This is a genomic window from Arthrobacter sp. ZGTC131 (assembly GCF_002929275.1).
Lineage (GTDB): Bacteria > Actinomycetota > Actinomycetes > Actinomycetales > Micrococcaceae > Arthrobacter.
The window spans coordinates 316305-331417 of sequence record NZ_PJIK01000002.1 but is presented as its reverse complement, the minus strand read 5'-3'; the positions used below and the strand labels follow the sequence as shown (position 1 = coordinate 331417).

Below are 15113 nucleotides of genomic sequence, written 5' to 3'. Positions count from 1 at the left end.
GCTGTCACCGATTCAAGTGGGCGTGCCCGAACGGGCCCGCTGGCAGCCGTCAGAACAAAACCGTGGCGAATGTCCCCACCTGGCGGAAGCCAACCCGCTCATAGGTGGCCCGGGCGCGGGAATTGTAGCCGTTGACGTAGAGGCTGGTGATGGGCGCTATCTTCCGGGCAAGCAGCACTACAGCGGCCATGTAGCCGGCACTCAGGCCGAGCCCGCGGTAGCTGGGGTTCATCCACACGCCCTGGACCTGGGTGACTTCCGACGTCACCGCGCCCAGCTCGGCCTTGAACACCACCTCGCCGTCGCTGAGGTGGACCAGGGAATGCCCTTGGCGGATGAGCCCGGCGACCCTCCGGCTGTAGAAGTCGCGTCCGCCGAGGTATGGAGAGTAGCCCACTTCCTCTTCGAACATCGCCGCGCAGGCGGGCAGGATGGTGTCGAAATCGGCATATTGCCCGAACCCCAGCTGCCAGTTCGGTTCAACGGCCGGCGCTCCGGCAATGGTCATGAGCGGCTGGTCCGGCCGCACCTCGTGCGCGGCGTGGCCGAGCTGCTCCAGATGGCTGTGCAAGGCAAGGACTGTGTCTGCCGGGCCGAAGATGGAGGCATACCGTCGGCCGGAACGGTGGGCCGCAGCCGCCACTGCCGCGGTCAACCCGGGCTCAAGCTGGACGGGGACCAGGTTGGCGCCCGCCCAGCAGGCACCTACCAGCAAGCCGTCGTGAAAAACCCCGAGGACGTTGGCGCCGCCGGGAGTCGGCGCGGCCGTTCCGGTGGACTCCAGATGCGCGAGGATGAAGACATTCGCCACGGGATCCGCGCCGGCCAGCTGGCGCAGTCCGGCCGTATCCGTGGCGCCGAGTACCCGGACGGTCACACCGTCCGGGCCGGTTCCGTCCTTATGAGACGCTAACCACGGGGCTACCCTTGACAGCATCTTCGCCATCGGCCTCCCCCATCTCTTCCGCGATACGCATGGCCTCTTCGATCAGTGTCTCAACAATCTGGCTCTCGGGAACAGTCTTGATGACCTCGCCCTTCACAAAGATCTGGCCCTTGCCGTTGCCGGAGGCAACACCCAGGTCCGCTTCCCGCGCTTCGCCCGGGCCGTTGACGACGCAACCCATGACGGCGACGCGCAACGGGATCTCCATCCCCTCGAGTCCGGCGGTCACCTGCTCGGCCAGCGTGTAGACATCCACCTGCGCGCGCCCGCACGACGGGCAGGAGACGATTTCGAGTTTGCGCGGACGCAGGTTCAGCGACTGGAGGATCTGGTTGCCCACCTTGATCTCCTCGACCGGCGGCGCGGAGAGGGAGACGCGGATGGTATCGCCGATGCCGCGTGAAAGCAGCGCGCCGAAAGCCGTTGCGGACTTGATGGTGCCCTGGAAAGCGGGCCCGGCCTCGGTCACGCCGAGGTGCAGCGGCCAGTCACCCTTCTCGGCAAGCATCTCGTAGGCCGCCACCATGATGACGGGGTCATTGTGCTTAACGGAGATCTTGAAGTCGTGGAAGCCGTGCTCCTCGAACAAGGAGGCTTCCCACACGGCCGATTCAACCAGGGCTTCCGGCGTCGCCTTGCCGTACTTCTTCATGATGCCCGGCTCCAGCGAGCCGGCATTGACGCCGATGCGGATGGAGGTGCCGTGGTCCTTGGCCGCCCGGGCGATTTCCTTGACCTGGTCATCGAACTTGCGGATGTTGCCGGGGTTGACGCGCACTGCGGCGCAGCCGGCCTCGATCGCCGCGAAGACGTACTTGGGCTGGAAGTGGATGTCCGCGATGACCGGGATCTGCGATTTGCGGGCGATGATGGGAAGCGCCTCGGCGTCATCTGCCGAGGGGCATGCCACGCGGACAATGTCACAGCCGGACGCCGTCAGTTCCGCGATCTGCTGCAGGGTGGCGTTGATGTCCGTGGTGGGGGTGGTGGTCATCGACTGCACGCTGATGGGCGAATCGGAACCGACGCCCACAGAGCCGACTTTGATCTGGCGCGTCTTGCGGCGGGGGGCAAGGACGGGCGGCGGTGCGGATGGCATTCCCAGGCTGACCGAGGTCACATGGACTCCTTGTATTGAAGGTCGGTAGGGGGCGGCTAGGCTGCGTGCTCGGCCAGGAGGCCGGTCAGCGGCGCCCATACAGTGGTGCGTGTGCCGGAAATGACGCCGGCTGCCGCGAACGGATCCTGCCGAAGGATCTCGTTCAGCGCGTTCTCGTCGGCCGCCTTGAAGATGAGCAGTGCGCCGGCGCCGTCACCGTAAGGGCCGCTCGCCAGGATGGTCCCGTCCGCCGCCAGCCCTGCGGTCCATTCCCGGTGCGCCGGGCGGCTGGCGTCGCGGGCTTCGGAGGACTCGGCATCGTATACGTACTCAACAGCAAAAACAGTCATACAGATACCCTATCCCGCAGCCGGCCTACCCAAGGAGCACGACCTTCGTGAAAGCCGCGACTCCGGCCGCCCACAGCATGGAGGCCAGGGTCCCGATGATGAAGCGCTCGGCCGCCACCGGGGTTTCCTTCAGCTCGGCGAAGCGGCCAAGGCCCTTGATTGCCACCACGTAGGCAATGGCGACCGGCTGCCCGGTAAGAATGGCGAGACATACAGCCAGGCGCTCCAGCACTCCGATGATCGCCCCGCCCCGGAGGATCCGCACCGTGGGCACCGCCGCGGTCGTCTCACCGCCGACAGTAATATCGCCGTTCACGGTGTTTCCATGACCCGCCTTTGCAGGCTCCACCTTTTCGGGGTGCAACTTTTCGGGATCCACGGTGACGTCGGCTGAGGGATCGTCCGCAGCGTCCCCGCCGGCCACGGCGTCGGCTTTGTCGTCGATGGTCCGGGCCAGCCTGAACACCAGCGCTGTCACGGGCCAGCCTACGAAACCGGCCGTCAGCAGTGCTGCGGCGATCCAGAGTGCGTTCACCGTTCTCCTCGGTTGCTTGCGTCGGGGCTGACGGTGTCGGGAATCAGCCTATGGGCGGTTGCCAGCAGCATTTCCGCCGCAGGCCTCGCCGCCCATTCTTCCTGCCATCCGGACCTTAGGATGGCCCGGCTCACCGACTGGTCACTGATTCCCAGTTCCCTGGCCACCTGCTTCTGCAATCCGTGCCTGCCTGGATCCCGCTCATTTTTGGCGCGGAGCGCATCGATCACCCTCCATTGGGCTTCCGTCCGCTCCCTGACCAGCCGTCCGATGAGGCGCAGCACAGCCTCGGCGTTGGCGCAGGCCCTGACCCCGTCATCACCGCGGCCGGGATCACTCCCCCGGGCGCCACCGCCCGCGGGTGCAGGCAGGCCGCGCTGGACGCCTCCGGAGACGACGGCGAGGGGGACGTGGCTGGCGGCGGCCTTTGCCCGGTCCACGGCCCGGCGTGCCGCAACGAAGGCAGTTCCGGATCCTTCGCGGGGGCTGGCCGGCTGCGGCAGGTTCACCGGCCCGACGCCGATGCCCACGTACCAAAGGCCGCTGCGGAGCGCATGCAACGCCACCTCCACCACGGCGGCGGGGTCGTCCACAACGCCTTGGACTTCGTCGCCCACCGAGCGCTCGAACCGGACGTTGGTGAACCGCCGCAAGTCATCGAGCAATTCGGGCACCCTGTCGATGTCAGTGCTGCTTCCCCGCTGGTCGATGGTCATGACGTACATGCATCAACCTTAGGCGGCTCAACTTCTAACCTCAATCATTTTCAGCTGATTATTGAAAATCAGTCGAAAAAAGGTGAAAGGCCACTATCAGCGCCAAGAGGGTGCTAGCCGAAGAGGTTCACCGGTTTCACGATGTCCGCATAGATCAGCAGCGCGCCCATGCCCATCAGGAGGGCGGCCACCACGTACGTCACCGGGAGCAGTCTCGCGATGTCAAAGGCGCCGGGATCCGGCTTGCCGAAGAGCTTGGCAACGCGCCGCCGGACGCCTTCGTAAAGCGCTCCGGCGATGTGCCCGCCGTCGAGCGGCAGCAGAGGCACCAGGTTGAAGACCGCCAGAGCGAAGTTCAGTCCGGCAAGCAGGCCCACCAGGGCTGCGAGCCTGGACTGCGCCGGAACCTCCTCCATGGCGGCAACCTCGCCGGCCACCCGGCCCACGCCAACCACGCTGATGGGACCGTTGGGGTCCCGGGGCTCCTCGCTGAAGGCAGCCTTCGCCACCCCGGCCACTCGGGCGGGCAGGTTGAGGATGACGCCGGCCACCTGCTTGATGTTCTCCCCCGCCATGGGCAGGACGGTCGACGCCGGCTGCGGCACCAACGCCGTCTGCGCACCGATGCCCAGGAAGCCAACGTCCTGGTACATCAGGTTGCCGGCGTCGTCCTTCGCCTGGCGTCCGTCCGCGCCGACCACCGGCCGCGCCGAAAGCACGGGGGTGACGGTGCTGGTGACGGTCGATCCGTTCCGCTGCACGGTGATGCTGACTTCCCTGCCGGCTGACGCGCGGATCCATCCTGTCAGCTCATCCCAACTGGTCACGGCCTTGCCGTCGAAGGAGGTGATGACGTCGTTGGGCTTGAGCTGCGCGGCGGCGGCGGGAGTCAGCTTGCAGTCGGCTGAGTCAGGGTCGACGGTCTCCCCCGCCTTCACCTGGCACTTGGAAACATCAGCGATGGTGGTTGTGGGCTCGGCCAGGCCGAAACCCATGAGCATCACCGCGGTCAGCACCAGGCCGATCAGGAGGTTCATCGCCGGACCGCCGAGCATGACAATGACCTTTTTCCAGACCGGGAGCCGGTAGAACACACGGTTCTCGTCCCCGGGACCCACTTCCTCATGGGCCATGGAGCGGGCCTCGGTGGCCAGCGTCTGGAACATGCCGGTGCTGGAGGGACGCACGGAGCCGTCGTCCTTGTTGGGCGGGTACATGCCGATCATGGACACGTAGCCGCCGAGCGGCAGCGCCTTGAAGCCGTATTCAGTCTCGCCCTTTTTCGTGGACCAGATGGTGGGGCCGAAGCCGATCATGTACTTGGTGACGCGCACCTTGAACAGCTTGGCGGGCAGAAGGTGGCCCACCTCGTGCAAGGCGATGGAGGCCGCGATGCCGACGGCCACGAAGACGACACCAATAATGAAGAGAATGACGGGACTCATGCTTTCGATCTGCTGCTTCCTAGAGACTGCTCACTGCTAAACGTTCGTGCGTGCGCGCACGTGCCCACTTTTCAGCATCCAGCACGGACTCGACCGTTAGCAGGGAGGAACCCGGGTGTTCGCTGAGTACGGCTTCGATGATGTCCACGATGTCCGTGAACCGGATCCGGCCCGCATGGAACGCCATCACGGCCTCCTCGTTGGCGGCATTGAACACGGCCGGGTAGGTGCTTCCCTGTTTCGCTGCGTCCATGGCCAGGCCCACTGCCGGGAAGGCGGTGACATCCAGCGGTTCGAAGGTCCAGCTGGTTGCCCGTGTCCAGTCGCAGGGCGTGGCCGCCTGGGGAACACGGTCCGGCCAGCCCAGCCCGAGGGCGATGGGCAACCGCATGTCCGGCGGGGAGGCCTGGGCGATGATGGAGCCGTCCACGAACTGGACCATGGAGTGGACCACGGACTGCGGATGGACCACGACGTCGATTCTGTCCAGCGGGATGTCGAAGAGCAGGTGCGCCTCGATCACCTCGAGTCCCTTGTTAACCAGGCTGGCGGAGTTCGTGGTGACCATCAGGCCCATGTCCCAGGTGGGGTGTGCCAGGGCTTCCGCCGGGGTGACGGTGGACAGCTGCTCGCGGGTCCGGCCGCGGAACGGGCCGCCCGACGCCGTCAGGATGAGCCTGTCCACTTCGGCGGCGGACCCTGAACGCAGGCACTGGGCAATGGCCGAATGCTCCGAATCCACGGGCACAATCTGTCCGTCCGCGGCGGCGGCTTTGACGAGGGAGCCGCCCACGATGAGCGATTCCTTGTTGGCCAGTGCCAGCGTTGCACCGGATTCCAGCGCCGCCAGCGTCGGTGCCAGGCCGATGGATCCGGTGATGCCGTTGAGCACCACGTCCGCCTCCACCGCGGCGATCCGGGTGGAGGCATCGGGGCCGGTGATGACCTCCGGACGGTACCCTGCCAGCCCGGCCGCCCGGGCGGCGTCGTCGATCAGGTCCTGGAGACGGCGGGGATCCCCCTGGGCGATGCCCACCGCGGCGGCCTTCGTGTGCACGGCCTGCCGGGCGAGGAGTTCCAGGTTGCCTCCGCCGGCGCTCAGTGCCACCACCTCGAAAAGGTGCGGGGCGCCGTTGACGACGTCAATCGCCTGGGTGCCGATGGAACCGGTGGATCCGAGGAGGACGATCCTGCGCGGCTGCCCTGTCACTGGCTGGCCGGCCGGACGGCCGGAACCCGAAGTCTGCATGGCTTAAGTATCCCGCACCGCGGGCCGCCTCCGGACGGGGGACAGACGCTGATTAGCCGAGCGCGAGGTCCAGCACGCCCTTGGACACGGTGGATACCGCACCGGCGTACGCGATCACGACGACGATCTTCCGGACGAAGCCCGGCTGCACCCTGCCGGAGAGCAGGTCACCGGCGACGATTCCGACGATCATAGCGGCGAGGATGCCCAGCCACTGCCAGCCTTCGAGGGCGGGAAGATGGCCGCCGGAGAACAGGTATTTGCTCAGCAGCGAGGACAGCCCCGTGGTGATGAAGTAGGGCTGCAGCGTTGCGCCGAAGCTCCGTTGCTCCCAGCGGGTGACGATGGCGTACGCGGTGATGGCCGGACCGCCGACCCCGGCGGCCGCGTTCATGAGCCCGCTGGAAAATCCCAGCGTCATCATCGGGGCCGGGCCGGAGGCCTGCCATGAGCTGCGGTTCAGCCGCTGGGAAGCCAGCAGTCCCAGGATCAGCAGGACTCCGATGCAGATCTCCAGCGGGGCCTCCGGGACATGGCTGGCCAGCCAGGCGCCGGGAACCACGCCGGTCAGCGCGGAAGCCGCGAGGCCGAAGTAGCGCCGCCAGTCGACGTGCCGCCAGACCCGCGACAGGATCAGCAGCGATGAGGCCGCGCCGCAGAGGTTGATGATCATCACGCCGTCGAACGGCCCCAGGAGCACCACCAGGACCGGCGAGACCAGGAGGCCGAAGCCCAGCCCGGCAAGTCTTTGCGCCAACGCCCCCGCGACAACCACGATGAGCACCAGAGCAAACATGGTTCGATCCTAACGCCGCACGGGACTTCGCCCTCGCCGGGGTCAGAACCGGTGGCCCGCGCCAACGCCCACCGCACGTCCCGCCGCACACCCCGCGCAACGGTGTGCGGGGGCTCCCCTGGACTGCCTTGACGGGTTTGGCGTCAGGCGTAACGTGGAAACCGTGGACTGGGCTTCCTGGTTCGACGCGCCGGACTACGAATTCGCCCGGCAAGTGTTGCAGCGTGGCATCGCCGCGCTCTATTTCGTTGCGTTCCTGTCAACCCTGAACCAGTTCCCTGCGCTGCTCGGCGAGCGCGGCCTCCTTCCCGTTCCGGACTATCTGGAGGGTTTCAGCAGGCTGCGGCGCCCCACGCTCTTCCGCTGGCGTTACTCGGACCGGCTGCTCCGCGCCGTCTGCGGGACGGGGCTGGCCATCTCCGCCCTCCTGGTTGCCGGGCTGCCGCAGACGGGCCCGCCGTGGCTGCCCATGATCGCTTTCCTCGCGCTGTGGCTGCTGTACATGTCCATCGTCAACGTGGGGCAGACGTTTTACGGCTTCGGCTGGGAGATGCTGATCCTCGAGGCGGGCTTCACCGTGGCGTTCCTGGGGTCCGACCAGACAGATCCGCCCCGGACCATCCTGCTCCTCGTGGCCTGGCTGGTGTTCCGGCTGGAGTTCGGCGCGGGCATGATCAAGATCCGCGGCGGCCGGGAGTGGCGGGACCTCACGGCCCTGTACTACCACCACGAGACCCAGCCCATGCCGGGTCCCCTGAGCCGGCAGGCGCATCTCCTGCCGAAGCCCTTTCACCGGCTGGAGGTCTTGGGCAATCATTTCGCCCAGCTGGTGGTGCCGTTCTTCCTCTTCGCCCCGCAGCCGCTGGCCAGCGCCGCAGCGGGCATCATCATCTTCACCCAGCTGTGGCTCGTGGCCAGCGGCAACTTCGCCTGGCTGAACTGGATAGCAATTGTGCTGGCCTTCGCGGCAGTCAGCGACCCCGTTGCCCACGCAGTCCTGCCGGCCATTCCGCTGGACTGGCACGCGGCCGGCAGCGGGCAGACGCCGCTGTGGTGGCTCATCCTCACGCTCGCGGTCACGGTGCTGCTCCTGGTGCTCAGCTACTGGCCGGCCCGCAACCTGTTCTCCCACCACCAGCTGATGAATGCCAGCTTCAACCGCTGGCAGCTCGTGAACACCTACGGCGCGTTCGGCACGGTCACGAAGCAGCGGATCGAGGTGGCCGTGGAGGGCACCAGGGACGAGGATCCGGACGAGTCGGCGGACTGGCGGGAGTACGAATTCAAGGGCAAGCCCGGGGACGTGCGGAGGCTGTCCCGCCAGTGGGCCCCGTACCACCTGCGGCTCGACTGGCTGATGTGGTTCCTGCCCCTGCGCACCGTGCACGAGGAGTGGTTCTACGCGTTCCTGGAGAAACTGCTGAAGGCGGACAGGACGGTGCTGCGCCTGCTGCGCGAGGACCCGTTCGACGGCGAGCGCCCCCGGTGGGTGCGCGCCCGGACCTACCTGTACCGCTTCTCCAGCCGCACCGAATTCCGTGAGACAGGCCAGCGCTGGATCCGGACGCCGCTGTACGAGGCCATCCCGCCCCTTTCCCTCCGGCGCGGGAGCTGACCACCGCCGCGGTCCGCCGGTAGGAAGACGGTCCGCCGGCTGGAGAAACGACGCCGGGTCAGCGGGCCTTGCGGAGGGTCGCCTCGGCGTGCTTGAGGATGGGGCCGTCGATCATCTTGCCGTTGAACTGGAACACGCCGGTCCCGGCCGCGCGGGCGGCCTCCAGGAGTTCCCTGGCCGCCGCCACCTCGTCCGCCGACGGCGCATAGGCGGCGCGGACTGCTGCCACCTGGCTGGGATGGATGCAGGCCTTCGAGCCGAAGCCGGACGCCACGGCATCCCGCGCTTCCTCGGCCAGCCCGTCAAGGTCGGGGATGTTGACGTAGACGGCGTCCACCGCCTCCTTGCCGAAGGCGCCGGCAGCCAGGAGCACCGAGGAACGGGCGTGCAGCGCCACGGCGCGGTAGCCGCCGTCGTCGTTCCGGCTGGACGTCCCGCCGAGGGACGCGAGCAGGTCTTCGGCGCCCCACATGAGCGCCACGACGTTCGGGGCGGCGGCGATGGCCGGCGCGTTCACGATGCCGGCCGCCGTCTCGCACAGGGCAATCACGTGGAAGCCGTCCAGCGCCCGGAGCTGCTCAGCGCTTTCGGTCTTGGCGAGCATCACGGTCCGGTAGGGCGTGTGGGCCAGGCAGTGCAGGTCTTTTTCGAAGTCCTCCGTGCCCGCCGGGTTGATCCGGATGATGGTCCGGCTGGGATCGAGCTCCGGCCCCTCCCCGGAGCTGCCGAGCTGGGCCAGGATGGCGCCCCGGGCCCGCTTCTTGTCCGGGGCCGCCACGGCGTCCTCGAGATCGATGATCACCGCGTCCGAGCGCTCGGCGGCCTTTTGGAAACGCTCGGGGCGGTCAGCAGGGCAGAAGAGCAGGGCCGGGCCCATCACGAAAGTCATACAGTCATTGTCCGATTATTTTTGCGTCGGCGCCTGCATGTGCGCCTCCCGCGTCCACATCAGGCAGCTGCGCGTCGCGAGGGCCACCACGGTGCCGTCCTGATTGCGGCCGGTGTGCTTCATGGTCACGATCCCCTGGCCCGGCCGGGATCCGGAGAGCCGCTTGCCGGTGATGACGGTCTCGGTGTAGAGCGTGTCGCCGTGGTACAGCGGGCCGGGAAAGGACACGTCGGTCAGTCCCAGCTGGGCGATGATGGTGCCCTGCGTCAGCTGTGGAACGGACTGCCCGACGACGGTGGCCAGTGTGAACATGGAGTTCACCAGCCGCTGGCCGAACGGCTGCCCCGCGCTCCACGCCGCGTCAAGGTGCAGCCCCTGCGTGTTCATGGTCATGGTGGTGAACAGGACGTTGTCGGTTTCGGTGACCGTCCGGCCCGGACGGTGCGCGTACACCACGCCTTCCTCGAGCTCCTCGAAGTAGAGCCCGCGCTGTTCGATCACCCGGGGGCTGCCGGCGGCTGGGCCGGCCGACACCCCCTCAGCACTCCGTTCAGGGTTCGCCGTCATACGGTCAGTTCCTGGTCTTCCTCGAGGAGTTCGACGCCGGTGGCCGCGGCGACGTCCTCCGCCGAGACGTTCGGTGCCAGCTCGCGCAGCACCAGCCCGTCCGGCGTCACGTCGATGACGGCGAGGTCGGTGATGATGCGGTCCACACAGGCCTTGCCGGTGAGCGGCAGCGTGCACCGCTCCACGATCTTGGGCCGGCCGTTCCGGTCCACGTGCTCCATCATCACGATCACCTTCTTGGCGCCGAACACCAGGTCCATGGCGCCGCCCATGCCCTTGACCATCTTGCCCGGGATCATCCAGTTGGCCAGGTCCCCGTTGGCGGCAACCTCCATGGCGCCGAGCACGGCCACGTCCACATGCCCGCCCCGGATCATGCCGAAGGACAGCGACGAGTCGAAGAAGGCGGCGCCCTTGTTGACCGTCACGGTTTCCTTGCCGGCATTGATCAGGTCAGGGTCCACTTCGTCTTCGCCGGGGTAGGGGCCGACGCCCAGGATGCCGTTCTCCGAGTGCAGGACCACCTCCACGCCGGCGGGGATGTAGTTCGGAATCAGCGTGGGCATGCCGATGCCCAGGTTGACGTACTGGCCGTTGCTGAGTTCCTGCGCCACCCGGGCCGCGAGTTCGTTGCGCGTCCATCCCTTGCCCTCCGGGTGGGACGCGGCGGCACGCCGGTACTCGTGACGGACGGCTTCGGGGCGGGGCGGGGCCTCCTGCGGGCTGTTCGACTCCATGGCTACGCTCCTGCCTGGTCGGTGGTGCCGGCTGCAGACTGTGCCGAGAGGGCCACGGTCCGCTTTTCGATGCGCTTCTCGCTCTCGGGCGCGAGGACGATCCGCTGGACGAAGATTCCGGGGACGTGGACGTGTTCGGGATCCAGCTCCCCCGGCTCCACCAGCTCCTCGACCTCGGCGATGGTGACCCTGCCCGCCATAGCACAGAGCGGGTTGAAGTTCATCGCCGTGGCGTGGAAGACCAGGTTGCCGTGGCGGTCTCCCTTCCACGCGTGGACCAGGCCGAAGTCGGGCGTAAGGGACTCTTCGAGGACGTACTCCACACCGCCGAAGCTCCGCACTTCCTTGGGAGCGGAGGCGATCGCGATACTGCCGTCGGCGTCGTACTTCTGCGGCAGGCCGCCGTCGGACACCTGGGTGCCCACGCCCGCCTTCGTGTAGAACGCCGGGATGCCGGCACCGCCGGCGCGCAGCTTCTCCGCCAGCGTTCCCTGCGGGGTAAGCACCACTTCGAGCTCGCCGGAGAGGTACTGCCGGGCGAACTCCTTGTTCTCCCCGACGTACGAGCTGACGGTGCGGCGGATCCGGCCGTCCTTGAGCAGGATGCCGAGGCCCCAGTCGTCCACGCCGCAGTTGTTGCTCACAGTCTCCAGGTCCTTGGCGCCGCGGTCGTGGAGGGCGTCAATGAGGGCCACCGGAATCCCGCACAGGCCGAACCCTCCGACGGCGAGGGACGCGCCGTCCTGAATGTCCGCGACCGCTTCAGCAGCGCTGGCAACAACCTTGTCAATCATCGTTGATCCTTTCAGGCCGGCTACAGTCCGAGTTCCCGGGCGATCAGCATCAGCTGGACCTCCGTGGTGCCCTCGCCTACCTCAAGAATCTTGGAGTCGCGGTAATGACGTGCCACGGTGAATTCGTTGATGAAGCCATAGCCGCCGAACACCTGGGTAGCGTCCCGCGCGTTGTCCATGGCTGCCTCGCCTGCGACCATCTTAGCGATGGCCGCCTGGGTCTTGAACGGCTTGCCCGCGAGCATCCTGGCGGCCGCGTCGTAGTAGGCCAGCCGCGCGGTGTGGGCGCGTGCCTGCATGCGGGCAATCTTGAAGGAGATGGCCTGGTACTTGCCGATGTTGTGGCCGAAGGCGCTGCGGTCCTTGGCGTAGCGGACCGAGAGATCCACACAACCCTGGGCCGCACCCGTGGCCAGAGCGGCGATGGCGATGCGGCCTTCGTCCAGGATGGACAGGAAGTTGGCGTAGCCGCGTCCCTGTTCACCCAGGAGGTTGGCCTCGGGAACGCGGACATCCTTCAGCGTCAAAGGGTGGGTGTCGGAGGCATTCCAGCCCACCTTGTTGTACGCCTTCTCGGCCTTGAACCCGGGCGTGTCGGTGGGCACCAGGATGGTGGAGATTTCCTTCTTGACGCTGCCGTCCTTGCGCTCGTGCTGGCCGGTCACCGCGGTCACGGTCACCAGCCGGGTGATGTCGGTCCCGGAGTTGGTGATGAACTCCTTGTTGCCGTTGATGACCCAGTGCCCGTCTTCCAGCCTGGCGGTGGTCTTGGTGCCGCCGGCGTCCGAGCCTGCCTCCGGTTCGGTCAGGCCGAAGCCGGCGAGCGCCTTTCCGGACGCGAGCAGCGGGAGCCATTCCTCCTTCTGGGCATCGGTTCCGAAGCGGTGGACGGGCATGGCGCCCAGGGAAACGCCTGCTTCCAGCGTGATGGCCACGGACTGGTCCACCCTTCCCAGCTGTTCCAGCGCGAGGGCCAGGGCGAAGTAGTCGCCGCCCATGCCGCCGGACTCCTCAGGGAATGGCAGGCCGAACAGGCCCATGTCCGCCATCTGGGAGACAACTTCGTAGGGGAAGCTGTGCTCTTCGTCGTGCTTGGCCGAGACGGGCGCGACGACCTCGTCGGCAAACTCCCGGACGGTGTTGCTGAGGTCCTGGTATTCCTCGCTGAGCTCAAAATCGGCCATAGCTAGGCTTCCTTACGTTCATTGGTTGGGTCTTGGATGAGGGGTTTTGACGTGCCGGCGGCCGGCTCGGCGTGGATCGTGGCGAGCACCTGGTCCGCTTTCACCAGGTCTCCGGTTTTTACGCTGACATTCACCGTCCCGGCCACTTCGGCCACGAGCTGGTGCTCCATCTTCATCGCTTCCACGGAGAGCAGCACCTGCCCGGCTTCCACGGTTTCGCCGTTGTGCACGGAGACTGACACGACGGTCCCGGGCATGGGTGAGCGGACTTCCGGATCGGCCACGCCTTCTTCACGCTCCATGGCTGCGAGCACGCGAGCGAGGCGGGATTCGCGGGTGAGGACGTCGAGCCCGCCGGACCAGCCGCCGTTACCCACGAAGACCTGCTGTGGACGCCCCTCCCGGGGGTGGTCTTCCCAGTAGGAGCCGAGCGCGAAGGTGTGTTCCTGCCCGTCGACCTCAAGGTCGACGGACTCGCTGCTCAACGCCAGGACCAGGACCTTGTGCTCCGGCCCGTTGTTGACACGGACCAGGGCGTGGCCAAGGTCCAGGTCGCTCAACCACGTGATGGCTACGGTGGCCATGGCCCCGCCGGGAAGGCCGAAGCTCATCCGCCAAGGAGCGGGAGTGCCCAGCCGCCAGCCCCGGCCGGTGTTCCACGGTGACGTCACTCCGGCGGGAGGCTCGTCAGTGACCCAGAACGGGAGGGCCGCGGCGATGAGTTCGGTGTCGCCGATGCTCCGGAACGTGAGGTCCGGCATCTTGCGGTCAATCAGGGTCGTGTCGAGGCGGCCGGCGCGGACGTCGTCGTCGTTGATCAGGAGCCGCAGGTACTCCACGTTGGTTCCGACCCCCAGGACGACGTACCGCTCCAGCGCCGTATCAAGTTTGTCGAGCGCCGCCTTCCGGTCCGGGCCCCAGGCGATGACCTTGGAGAGCATGGGATCGTAGTCGCTGGAAATTTCCAGCCCCGGCTGCAGCGAGGAGTCGATGCGGATGTGCGGGTCCGCGGAGGCGGGGGTGAAGGAATCCAGGTCCGCCAGGGCCGTAAAGGTTCTGCCCCGCTCATCCAGCAGGACCACCTCGCCGGAGGACGGCAGGAAGTTCCGCTCCGGGACCTCCGCGTAAACGCGCGCTTCTGCGGCGTGGCCGTTAAGCACGACATCGTCCTGCGCCACCGTGAGCACCTCGCCGGCGGCGATGCGCACCTGCCACTCCACGAGGTCCACCCCGGTGACCATTTCAGTGACCGGATGCTCCACCTGCAGGCGCGTGTTCATCTCCATGAAGTAGAACTCGTCCGGGGCATTGTCCGAGACGAGGAACTCCACGGTGCCGGCGCCCGTGTAGTGGACGCTGCGGGCCGCCTGGCATGCCGCCTCGCCGATGCGCGCCCGAGTGGCTGCGCCGTCGGCCAGTGATTCCAGGAGCGGCGACGGCGCTTCCTCGATCACTTTCTGGTGCCTGCGCTGCAGGGAGCACTCGCGCTCCCCCAGGTGGATGACGTTTCCGTGCGTGTCCGCGAGCACCTGCACTTCGATGTGCCGCGGCGCCATAACCAGGCGTTCCAGGAAGAGGGTGTCGTCGCCGAACGCACTGGCCGCGACGCGCCGGGCGGTGGCCAGCGTTGCCGGCAGGTCCTCCGGCCGTTCCACCACGTGCATGCCCTTACCGCCGCCGCCCGCGGACGGTTTGATGAGCAGCGGGTAGCCCACTGCCGGGGCCGCGCCGATCAGGTCCTCGTCCGTCAGGCCCGGTTCGGCAATGCCGGGGACCACCGGAACGCCGTATCCGGCCACGTGGTTCTTGGAACGGATCTTGTCCCCCATGACTTCCAGGGATTCGACGCCGGGGCCGATGAAGGCGATGCCGGCGGCCTCCAGCGCACGGGCGAAGTCGACGTTCTCGCTCAGGAAACCGTAACCGGGATGCACCGCCTGGGCTCCCGTATCCTTGCAGGCCCTGATGATCGCCTCGATCTTCAGGTAGCTTTCGGCCGCGGTGGCGGGACCAATCCGCACGGCGACGTCCGCTTCCCGCACGTGACGGGCATCGGCGTCGGCGTCGCTGTAGACGGCGACCGAACGGATGCCCATGGCGTGCAGTGTCCTGATCACCCGGCAGGCGATCTCGCCGCGGTTGGCCACGAGGACAGTGTGGAAAGGGTGGGTATTGGTTGAATTCGTCATTG

At 67.2% G+C, this 15113-nt stretch carries 15 protein-coding genes; 1 reads left to right on the top strand and 14 read right to left on the bottom strand.

The window, feature by feature from the left end:
* Positions 1-49 precede the first annotated feature (49 nt).
* The 8 genes from CXQ90_RS04545 to CXQ90_RS04510 all read right to left on the bottom strand — a co-directional run bounded on the left by CXQ90_RS04545 (position 50) and on the right by CXQ90_RS04510 (position 7136).
* On the bottom strand, positions 50-937 hold the full coding sequence (locus tag CXQ90_RS04545; protein ID WP_104137279.1) for a GNAT family N-acetyltransferase: 888 nt from the start codon (positions 935-937) through the stop codon (positions 50-52).
* Positions 900-2066, bottom strand: coding sequence for a flavodoxin-dependent (E)-4-hydroxy-3-methylbut-2-enyl-diphosphate synthase (ispG, locus tag CXQ90_RS04540; RefSeq protein ID WP_104137277.1), 1167 nt, complete (start codon positions 2064-2066; stop codon positions 900-902). The genes CXQ90_RS04545 and ispG overlap by 38 nt, the downstream gene beginning before the upstream one ends.
* Positions 2067-2101: 35 nt before the next feature.
* On the bottom strand, positions 2102-2395 hold the full coding sequence (locus CXQ90_RS04535; protein WP_104137276.1) for a YciI family protein: 294 nt from the start codon (positions 2393-2395) through the stop codon (positions 2102-2104).
* Positions 2396-2420: 25 nt separating this feature from the next.
* Positions 2421-2930 (bottom strand): hypothetical protein, encoded by a 510-nt coding sequence (locus CXQ90_RS04530; protein WP_104137274.1) that lies wholly within the window; start codon positions 2928-2930, stop codon positions 2421-2423.
* On the bottom strand, positions 2927-3655 hold the full coding sequence (locus CXQ90_RS04525; protein WP_104137273.1) for a MarR family transcriptional regulator: 729 nt from the start codon (positions 3653-3655) through the stop codon (positions 2927-2929). The genes CXQ90_RS04530 and CXQ90_RS04525 overlap by 4 nt, the downstream gene beginning before the upstream one ends.
* Positions 3656-3759: 104 nt before the next feature.
* Positions 3760-5091 carry an RIP metalloprotease gene (locus tag CXQ90_RS04520; RefSeq protein ID WP_104137271.1) on the bottom strand — a complete coding sequence of 444 codons (1332 nt, stop codon included), beginning with the start codon at positions 5089-5091 and terminating at the stop codon, positions 3760-3762.
* A gap of 19 nt (positions 5092-5110) precedes the next feature.
* The gene (gene dxr / locus CXQ90_RS04515) at positions 5111-6340 is read right to left on the bottom strand and encodes a 1-deoxy-D-xylulose-5-phosphate reductoisomerase (RefSeq protein ID WP_104137270.1); all 1230 of its coding nucleotides are present in this window, start codon (positions 6338-6340) and stop codon (positions 5111-5113) included.
* 52 nt (positions 6341-6392) lie between these two features.
* The gene (locus tag CXQ90_RS04510; RefSeq protein ID WP_104137268.1) at positions 6393-7136 is read right to left on the bottom strand and encodes a sulfite exporter TauE/SafE family protein; all 744 of its coding nucleotides are present in this window, start codon (positions 7134-7136) and stop codon (positions 6393-6395) included.
* A gap of 163 nt (positions 7137-7299) precedes the next feature.
* On the opposite strand from CXQ90_RS04510, the gene CXQ90_RS04505 reads away from it, so the two are divergent.
* A complete protein-coding gene (locus CXQ90_RS04505; protein WP_104137458.1) occupies positions 7300-8751 on the top strand; it encodes a lipase maturation factor family protein in 1452 nt (483 codons plus the stop codon).
* Positions 8752-8809: 58 nt separating this feature from the next.
* Here the strand turns inward: CXQ90_RS04505 and CXQ90_RS04500 are convergent, their stop codons facing one another.
* The 6 genes from CXQ90_RS04500 to CXQ90_RS04475 are packed head-to-tail and all read right to left on the bottom strand — an operon-like array spanning position 8810 to position 15111.
* Positions 8810-9640 (bottom strand): CoA ester lyase, encoded by an 831-nt coding sequence (locus tag CXQ90_RS04500; protein ID WP_104137267.1) that lies wholly within the window; start codon positions 9638-9640, stop codon positions 8810-8812.
* A 15-nt stretch (positions 9641-9655) separates the two neighbouring features.
* Entirely contained in the window at positions 9656-10207 is a 552-nt protein-coding gene (locus CXQ90_RS04495) for a MaoC family dehydratase (protein WP_258064360.1), read from the bottom strand.
* Positions 10204-10944 carry a CoA transferase subunit B gene (locus CXQ90_RS04490; protein ID WP_104137265.1) on the bottom strand — a complete coding sequence of 247 codons (741 nt, stop codon included), beginning with the start codon at positions 10942-10944 and terminating at the stop codon, positions 10204-10206. The genes CXQ90_RS04495 and CXQ90_RS04490 overlap by 4 nt, the downstream gene beginning before the upstream one ends.
* Before the next feature lie 2 nt (positions 10945-10946).
* Positions 10947-11738 (bottom strand): CoA transferase subunit A, encoded by a 792-nt coding sequence (locus tag CXQ90_RS04485; protein ID WP_104137264.1) that lies wholly within the window; start codon positions 11736-11738, stop codon positions 10947-10949.
* Between the two features lie 20 nt (positions 11739-11758).
* Entirely contained in the window at positions 11759-12922 is a 1164-nt protein-coding gene (locus CXQ90_RS04480; protein ID WP_104137262.1) for an acyl-CoA dehydrogenase family protein, read from the bottom strand.
* Positions 12923-12924: 2 nt separating this feature from the next.
* Positions 12925-15111 (bottom strand): biotin carboxylase N-terminal domain-containing protein, encoded by a 2187-nt coding sequence (locus CXQ90_RS04475; protein WP_258064359.1) that lies wholly within the window; start codon positions 15109-15111, stop codon positions 12925-12927.
* Positions 15112-15113 lie beyond the last annotated feature (2 nt).

Bases quoted from the DNA above. Each gene is read 5' to 3' on its own strand.
- CXQ90_RS04545 (WP_104137279.1), bottom strand. From the start codon at position 937: ATGCTGTCAAGGGTAGCCCCGTGGTTAGCGTCTCATAAGGACGGAACC.
- CXQ90_RS04535 (WP_104137276.1), bottom strand. From the start codon at position 2,395: ATGACTGTTTTTGCTGTTGAGTACGTATACGATGCCGAGTCCTCCGAA.
- CXQ90_RS04525 (WP_104137273.1), bottom strand. From the start codon at position 3,655: ATGTACGTCATGACCATCGACCAGCGGGGAAGCAGCACTGACATCGAC.
- CXQ90_RS04520 (WP_104137271.1), bottom strand. From the start codon at position 5,091: ATGAGTCCCGTCATTCTCTTCATTATTGGTGTCGTCTTCGTGGCCGTC.
- dxr (WP_104137270.1), bottom strand. From the start codon at position 6,340: ATGCAGACTTCGGGTTCCGGCCGTCCGGCCGGCCAGCCAGTGACAGGG.
- CXQ90_RS04510 (WP_104137268.1), bottom strand. From the start codon at position 7,136: ATGTTTGCTCTGGTGCTCATCGTGGTTGTCGCGGGGGCGTTGGCGCAA.
- CXQ90_RS04500 (WP_104137267.1), bottom strand. From the start codon at position 9,640: ATGACTTTCGTGATGGGCCCGGCCCTGCTCTTCTGCCCTGCTGACCGC.
- CXQ90_RS04495 (WP_258064360.1), bottom strand. From the start codon at position 10,207: ATGACGGCGAACCCTGAACGGAGTGCTGAGGGGGTGTCGGCCGGCCCA.
- CXQ90_RS04490 (WP_104137265.1), bottom strand. From the start codon at position 10,944: ATGGAGTCGAACAGCCCGCAGGAGGCCCCGCCCCGCCCCGAAGCCGTC.
- CXQ90_RS04485 (WP_104137264.1), bottom strand. From the start codon at position 11,738: ATGATTGACAAGGTTGTTGCCAGCGCTGCTGAAGCGGTCGCGGACATT.
- CXQ90_RS04480 (WP_104137262.1), bottom strand. From the start codon at position 12,922: ATGGCCGATTTTGAGCTCAGCGAGGAATACCAGGACCTCAGCAACACC.
- CXQ90_RS04475 (WP_258064359.1), bottom strand. From the start codon at position 15,111: ATGACGAATTCAACCAATACCCACCCTTTCCACACTGTCCTCGTGGCC.